This window comes from Micromonospora sp. NPDC047753, assembly GCF_040642735.1.
In the GTDB taxonomy this organism is placed as follows: Bacteria; Actinomycetota; Actinomycetes; order Mycobacteriales; family Micromonosporaceae; genus Micromonospora.
Genome location: NZ_JBEYSL010000462.1, coordinates 1 through 5,400, shown reverse-complemented (window position 1 = coordinate 5,400; position 5,400 = coordinate 1). Strand labels below are relative to the sequence as shown.

Here is a 5,400-nt window from a genome sequence, read left to right as displayed (position 1 = left end):
AGATGGCGAGGCCGAAGATGCCGGACCAGAAGAGGGAATGGCGGATGTCCGTGGCGCTGTGCCCAGCCGGAGCGGCCTCGGCCGAGACGAGGCGGTGTTCCTGCTCGGCGAGGACGTCCAGGTCGGGGCGTCGCTGGTGACCACCGGGCTGGCCAAGCGGTTCGGCACCGAACGGGTCCGCGACACCCCCCTGTCGGAGCAGGCGTTCACCAGCTTCGCCACCGGTGCGGCGCTGGCCGGGCTGCGCCCGGTGATCGAGTTCCAGATCCCGTCGCTGCTGTTCCTGGTCTTCGAACAGATCGTCAACCACGCGCACAAGTTCCCGTTGATGACCGGCGGGCAGTGCCGCGTCCCCGTCACCTACCTGGTGCCCGGGTCCGGCTCGCGTACCGGGTGGGCCGGGCAGCACTCCGACCACCCGTACAGCCTCTTCGCCCACGTCGGCGTGGTCACCGTCGTGCCGGCCACCCCGGCCGACGCGTACGGGCTGCTGGTGACCGCGATCCGCCACGACGACCCGGTGGTGGTGTTCGCCCCGGCCGGCGCGATGGACGTGCGTGACGACGTCGACGACCTGACGCCGGTGCCGCTGGGCCGGGGTCGGATCCACCGTTTCGGCGACGACGTGACAGTGGTCGCGATCGGGCACCTGGTGCACGACGCGCTGGCCGTCGCCGAGGAGCTGGCCGACCAGGTCTCGGTGGAGGTGTTCGACCCGCGCACCCTGTACCCGTTCGACATCGACGGTCTCACCGAGTCGGTGGCCCGCACCGGACGCCTCGTGGTGCTCGACGACGGCAACCGTTCCTGCGGCATGGCCGCCGAGATCATCACCTCGGTGGTGGAGCGGGTCCGGCTGCTCGCCCCGCCGCGCCGGGTCACCCGCCCGGACGGGGCGGTGCTGCCGTTCGCCCCGGCACTGGACCGGGCCGTCCAGCCCGGCCGCGACCAGCTCGCCACCGCGATCCACCTCACGATGAAGGACGGCTCATGACTGATCCGAACTACCCGTGGCCGGCGGCCGACCGGGCCTGGAACGACCTGCCGGAGCCGGCCCGTCGAGCCATGGTGGCAAGCGGGGCGGCGGCCTGGGAGCAGGTCTTCCACGGTCGGGCGACGTACAACAAGCAGTGGCGGTTGGCCCGGCCCCCGGTGCTCAGCGCCGCCGCCTGGCGGCAGCTCAACGAGGTCTGCGACCGGCTGGCCCAGCTCATCCTCGACGCCTGCCGCCGGCGGGCCGACACCGCCGGTGAGCTGCGCCGGCTGCTCGGCGTCCCGGCGGGGGAGACCCGGCTGCTGGACGAGGCCGAGCCGCTGACCGAGGCGCTGCTGGCCGCGTACCGTCCGGACGTCATCTTCTCCGCCGGCGTGCCGAAGTTCGTCGAGTACAACATCGACAGCAGCCTCGGTGGCGGGTTCGACGCCGACACCGTCATCCAGCGGTACGAGGGCGTCTACCGGGAGCACGGCATCCTCGACGACCTGCCGGTGCGGGCCGCGCCGTCGCTGCTGGACCAGCGGTTCGTGGCGATCCGCGAGGAGCTGCGGCTGCCCGAGGGCGCCCGGGTGGCGCTGTTGATGGACTTCGACGGCGACTACCCGGGCCTCGACGACCCGCAGACGTTCATCCGGATTCTCGACCCCCTCGCCGTACGGGCCCGGGACTTCGGCATCGACCTGGTCATCGCCCCGGTGGCCACCGCCACACTGGACGCCGACAACCGCCTGGTCGTCGACGGCGCACCTGTCGACGCGCTGTTCCGGCTGTTCGTGCCCAACCGGGTCACGCCGACCGCCGGTCTGGACGCGGTGGCAGTGGCCCTCGCCGCCGGCACCCTACCGATGTTCGTGTCGGCGGCGGCCTGGCTGCTCGGCAACAAGACCACGTTCGGTTGGCTGTGGGAGGACGTGGACGGGCTGCCCGCCGACGACCAGGCACTGATTCGCCGACACGTGCCGTACACGGTGCCGTTGACCGCCGCGGTGCTCGACCGGGCCATCGCCGAGCAGGCCACGCTGGTGGCGAAGCCGGCCGACGGTTCGGCCGGGCACGGTGTCCTGCTCGGCCCGGAGCTGAGCGCTGCGGACTGGGCCGACGGTGTGCGGGCCGCCGTCGAGCAGGGCGGTGCCATCCTCCAGGAGTACCTGCCGACCGACCGGGTGTCGATGGACTTCGTCCAGATCGAGACCGGTGAGACGGTGACGGCGGATGTCCCGTACTCCCTGGCCCCGTACCTGTTCGGCCGCCGAGCCTCCGGCGGCCTGGCGAGGGTCGGCTACCCCGGCTGCGACGGCATCCTCAACCTGGCCCACGGCGTCCTCCTGACCGGAGTCCTCCTGCACGACTGACCGCGCCCCCGGGCTGGCCACGGCGATCATGAAGTTATTGCCCTCCGCGGCGGGGTGTCGTGGCAATAACTTCATGATCAACGGGGTCGACCGTGGGGGGAGAGGGTGCGCAGGGTTTGGGCTGTGGCTATGGCGTCGCTGCGGGCGCTGCCGTGGCGGCCGTCGCTGCTGTAGAGGGTGGGGTCGGCCGTCAGGGGATGGTCGGTCAGGTGTACGTGGATCGTTCTCAGGCGTTCGGCGAGGGTGGCCGTGTGGGCCGACAGGCGGCGCATCCTCTCGCCCAGGCCGGGCCGGAGGTGCGCGGGCACCGCCGGGCTGTGTGAGACGTCGAACATGCCCAGGGTGATCACGTCGGCGCCCACCTCGCGCAGCGCGACGATCATCGCGGCCAGCTCGGCGTCCACCGCCTCCGCGTCGTACGCCGGATGGAAGGCGTCGTTGCCGCCGCAGACGACAAGCGCCAGGTCCGGTGCGAAGGCCAGCGCCGGGCTGAGCTGGGTGGCCCGCACCTGGTGCGCGCGCAGCCCGCGTCGACCCAGATTCCGGTACGCCAGTTCGGGGCGCACGGAGGTCAGCTCGGCGGCGACCCGGTCGACCCACTGCACGTCCGGGTAGCCCGCTGTCGGCTCACACATGCCCTCCACGACGCTGTCGCCGAGCGCCACGAACCGCCGCCACCGGTGCCCGTTCAGCAACTCGGTGGCCTCCCCGGGGCGCAGACAGTACGGGTCCGTCGATTCGCTGAGCGTCGATGGCATGCCGGCACGCTAGCCGACCGCCGGGCTGCCGGGCCAGGCTCAGCCGGTCAGGCTGACCTCGGCCAGGTAGACACAGGTCTTCCCCTCGTGCGACGAGTAGTAGCTCACCCACAGCAGGTCGTCGTGCCAGACCAGCCCGGGGTAGCTGGTGTCGCCACCGGACGGCAGCGCGACCAGTTCGGTCAGCTCGCCGCGGTCCGCATCGACGACGCAGATCGCGGTGCGGACCTCGCCGTCGTGCAGGCGCACCCCGGCCAGCAGCAGCCCGTCGGGCAGTCGGAGCAGCGCCGGCCCGCCCACCTGGACACCCAGATCCGTCCAGGTCCAGTCCCGGTACGGCGGCACGGCCCGGCCGAGCTGCGCGCTCGCGGTGGCCGCGTCCCGCCGCAGCAGGCAGAGGGCGGTACCGTCCGGCGCGAAGACCAGGCCGGACTCGTTGGGGTACCCGTCAGCGAACAGCGTCGGCACCCACTGCCGCAGGTCCACCCCGTCCGTGCTGCGGTAGAGCCGGGCGAACCTCGGCTCCCGGGTGGCGTAGCCGACGCCGTACATCGCGTCGTCGTGCCAGGCCGCCCGCCACACCCAGACGCCCGGCTCGCCCACCGGGGTCGGATCACCCCAGGTGTGCCCGTCGGTGCTGAGCCAGGTCACCGTCTGGAACGTCTTGCTGGCCGCGCCGGTGGCGGCCGCCGCGAGCAGTTGCAGCCGCCCGTCGGGGCGCGCCACGAAGCGGGGGTCGCGCAGGTCGGCACCGGGCTGCGCGATGATCGTCGCGGAGGTCCAGGACCGGCCGTCGGTCGACGTCAGTACCCGGATCACGCCGTCGTCGCTGAGGTGGGTGCGGGCCTCCCGGAAGGCGCAGAACCAGCTTCCGGCGTACCGGACGAGGTCGGTGAACGCGCTGTGCGGCGCGCTGTCGCCGATCCGGCGCACGGCGACGACCTCCGTGGTGCGGCGGCGGGTGGGTGACGACGTCATACGCGGCGGCCCTCCAGGTGCGGTGACGACGGTAGACGCTAGTCAGCCGTCGCCGACGCCCGCGCGACCAGCAACCGAACGTCCGACGAACAACGCGCGGGCGCTGTCGGATCGGCGTCTTGGGCGCGACGAGATCGGCGCGCTGGGACGGGTTGTTGGCACCCACCGCCCACCATGGGCGGTGGGTCGACCGTCATGAACTCTCCGACCGTTGTCATGGTGCTCCCCTCTCGGTGTCGGCACGGCCCGTCTACCCGCCGGGTGGGAGGGGGTAACGCCGCGGGATCCGTGGGCGAGGGAGGTGACCGGATGCTCGGTTCGTTGCTTCAGGCTCTCGCGACGAAACTGGTCGAGGAGATCCTCAAGCTCCTGGTGCAGTGGTTGGCGCCGAAGGCGCTGCGATCGGTGCCGCACCGCGCCTCGCCGAACTGCCCGCGCTGCGGCGGGTACGGGGTCCGCCGCTGGGCGCCGGGCGGCATGTGGATGTTCCTGCCGTCCCTGCTGACCTTCGCCTGGGGTTTCGGGTTCACAGTGCTCGGTGTGCCGGTGGTCGTGCTCGCGGTGGTCGCCGAGTTGGTCTCCGACGGCCTCGGCGGAGTGCCGACCGCGTTGCTCGTGCCGCTCGGTCTGCTGGTCCCCGTCGCGCTGATGATCGCGGGCGCGTTCGGCCTCGCCCACTACCACAGCTACCCGCCGAAATGGTGCGCCCGCTGCCACGGCCGGTGGCCGCGCCGGGACCGGGACGAATACCTCCGCGCGTCGGCGCCGGTGCTGACCTGCGGCTGCGGTCAGCGGCTCCGGGTGCCCCGGGCGGCAGCCGGAACGCGGCTGCGCTGCCCGCGCTGCCGTACCGAGCACGCCACCCCGGCTGCCGCCGGGCGCTGACGGGCCTCAACCGGTACGCGCCCACCCGTCCGGCCTGCGGCAGCCGGACGTGCCCCGCAACGGGTTTACCGGGTGGTGGCGGGAGTGGGCCGCACCGGTGTCTCCGGGCCGGAGGCCCTGCTCAGCAGCGGGTACGCGGTGACCACCAGGCACGCCGCCGCCATGGTCAGCAGGGCCGGGGTGAATCCCAGCGCGTCCACCGACCAGCCGCCGAGCAGCGCGCCGACCGGCAGACCGACGAACGCCAACGAACCGGCGATGCCGATCACCCGGGTCTGCAGCTCCGGCGGCACCCGCTCGTAGAGCGCCACCCCGAGCAGCGGGTTGACCGCCGCGATGCCGATTCCGGACAGGAACGTCACCACGAGCACCACCGGCAGCTCGTCGCTGATCGCCAGCGCCACCAACCGGGGCGTGCCGGCGACCAGCG

Annotated in this window: 6 protein-coding genes; 3 read left to right on the top strand and 3 right to left on the bottom strand. The window is 72.7% G+C overall.

Features of this window, described 5'->3' with window-relative positions:
- Positions 1–37 precede the first annotated feature (37 nt).
- Together ABZ749_RS28505 and ABZ749_RS28500 are read left to right on the top strand one after the other, a co-directional pair.
- Complete coding sequence (locus ABZ749_RS28505) at positions 38–994, top strand: transketolase C-terminal domain-containing protein (protein WP_357233213.1); 957 nt, start codon at positions 38–40, stop codon at positions 992–994.
- Positions 991–2,349: a hypothetical protein gene (locus ABZ749_RS28500; RefSeq protein WP_357233211.1), complete on the top strand. Its 1,359-nt coding sequence runs from the start codon at positions 991–993 to the stop codon at positions 2,347–2,349. Before ABZ749_RS28505 ends, ABZ749_RS28500 begins: the two co-directional genes overlap by 4 nt.
- A gap of 77 nt (positions 2,350–2,426) precedes the next feature.
- On the opposite strand, the gene ABZ749_RS28495 is transcribed toward ABZ749_RS28500, so the two are convergent.
- A complete protein-coding gene (locus tag ABZ749_RS28495; protein ID WP_357233209.1) occupies positions 2,427–3,107 on the bottom strand; it encodes an SGNH/GDSL hydrolase family protein in 681 nt (226 codons plus the stop codon).
- A gap of 39 nt (positions 3,108–3,146) precedes the next feature.
- On the bottom strand, positions 3,147–4,085 hold the full coding sequence (locus tag ABZ749_RS28490) for a sialidase family protein (RefSeq protein WP_357233207.1): 939 nt from the start codon (positions 4,083–4,085) through the stop codon (positions 3,147–3,149).
- Between the two features lie 309 nt (positions 4,086–4,394).
- On the opposite strand from ABZ749_RS28490, the gene ABZ749_RS28485 reads away from it, so the two are divergent.
- Positions 4,395–4,970 (top strand): hypothetical protein, encoded by a 576-nt coding sequence (locus ABZ749_RS28485; protein ID WP_357233205.1) that lies wholly within the window; start codon positions 4,395–4,397, stop codon positions 4,968–4,970.
- 65 nt (positions 4,971–5,035) lie between these two features.
- On the opposite strand, the gene ABZ749_RS28480 is transcribed toward ABZ749_RS28485, so the two are convergent.
- The coding region (locus tag ABZ749_RS28480; protein WP_357233203.1) for an MFS transporter at positions 5,036–5,400 on the bottom strand (365 nt) is incomplete at its 5' end.

Excerpts from the sequence above, each read along its gene's own strand:
- ABZ749_RS28495 (WP_357233209.1), bottom strand. The coding sequence starts at position 3,107 with ATGCCATCGACGCTCAGCGAATCGACGGACCCGTACTGTCTGCGCCCC.
- ABZ749_RS28505 (WP_357233213.1), top strand. The coding sequence starts at position 38 with ATGGCGGATGTCCGTGGCGCTGTGCCCAGCCGGAGCGGCCTCGGCCGA.
- ABZ749_RS28485 (WP_357233205.1), top strand. The coding sequence starts at position 4,395 with ATGCTCGGTTCGTTGCTTCAGGCTCTCGCGACGAAACTGGTCGAGGAG.
- ABZ749_RS28490 (WP_357233207.1), bottom strand. The coding sequence starts at position 4,085 with ATGACGTCGTCACCCACCCGCCGCCGCACCACGGAGGTCGTCGCCGTG.
- ABZ749_RS28500 (WP_357233211.1), top strand. The coding sequence starts at position 991 with ATGACTGATCCGAACTACCCGTGGCCGGCGGCCGACCGGGCCTGGAAC.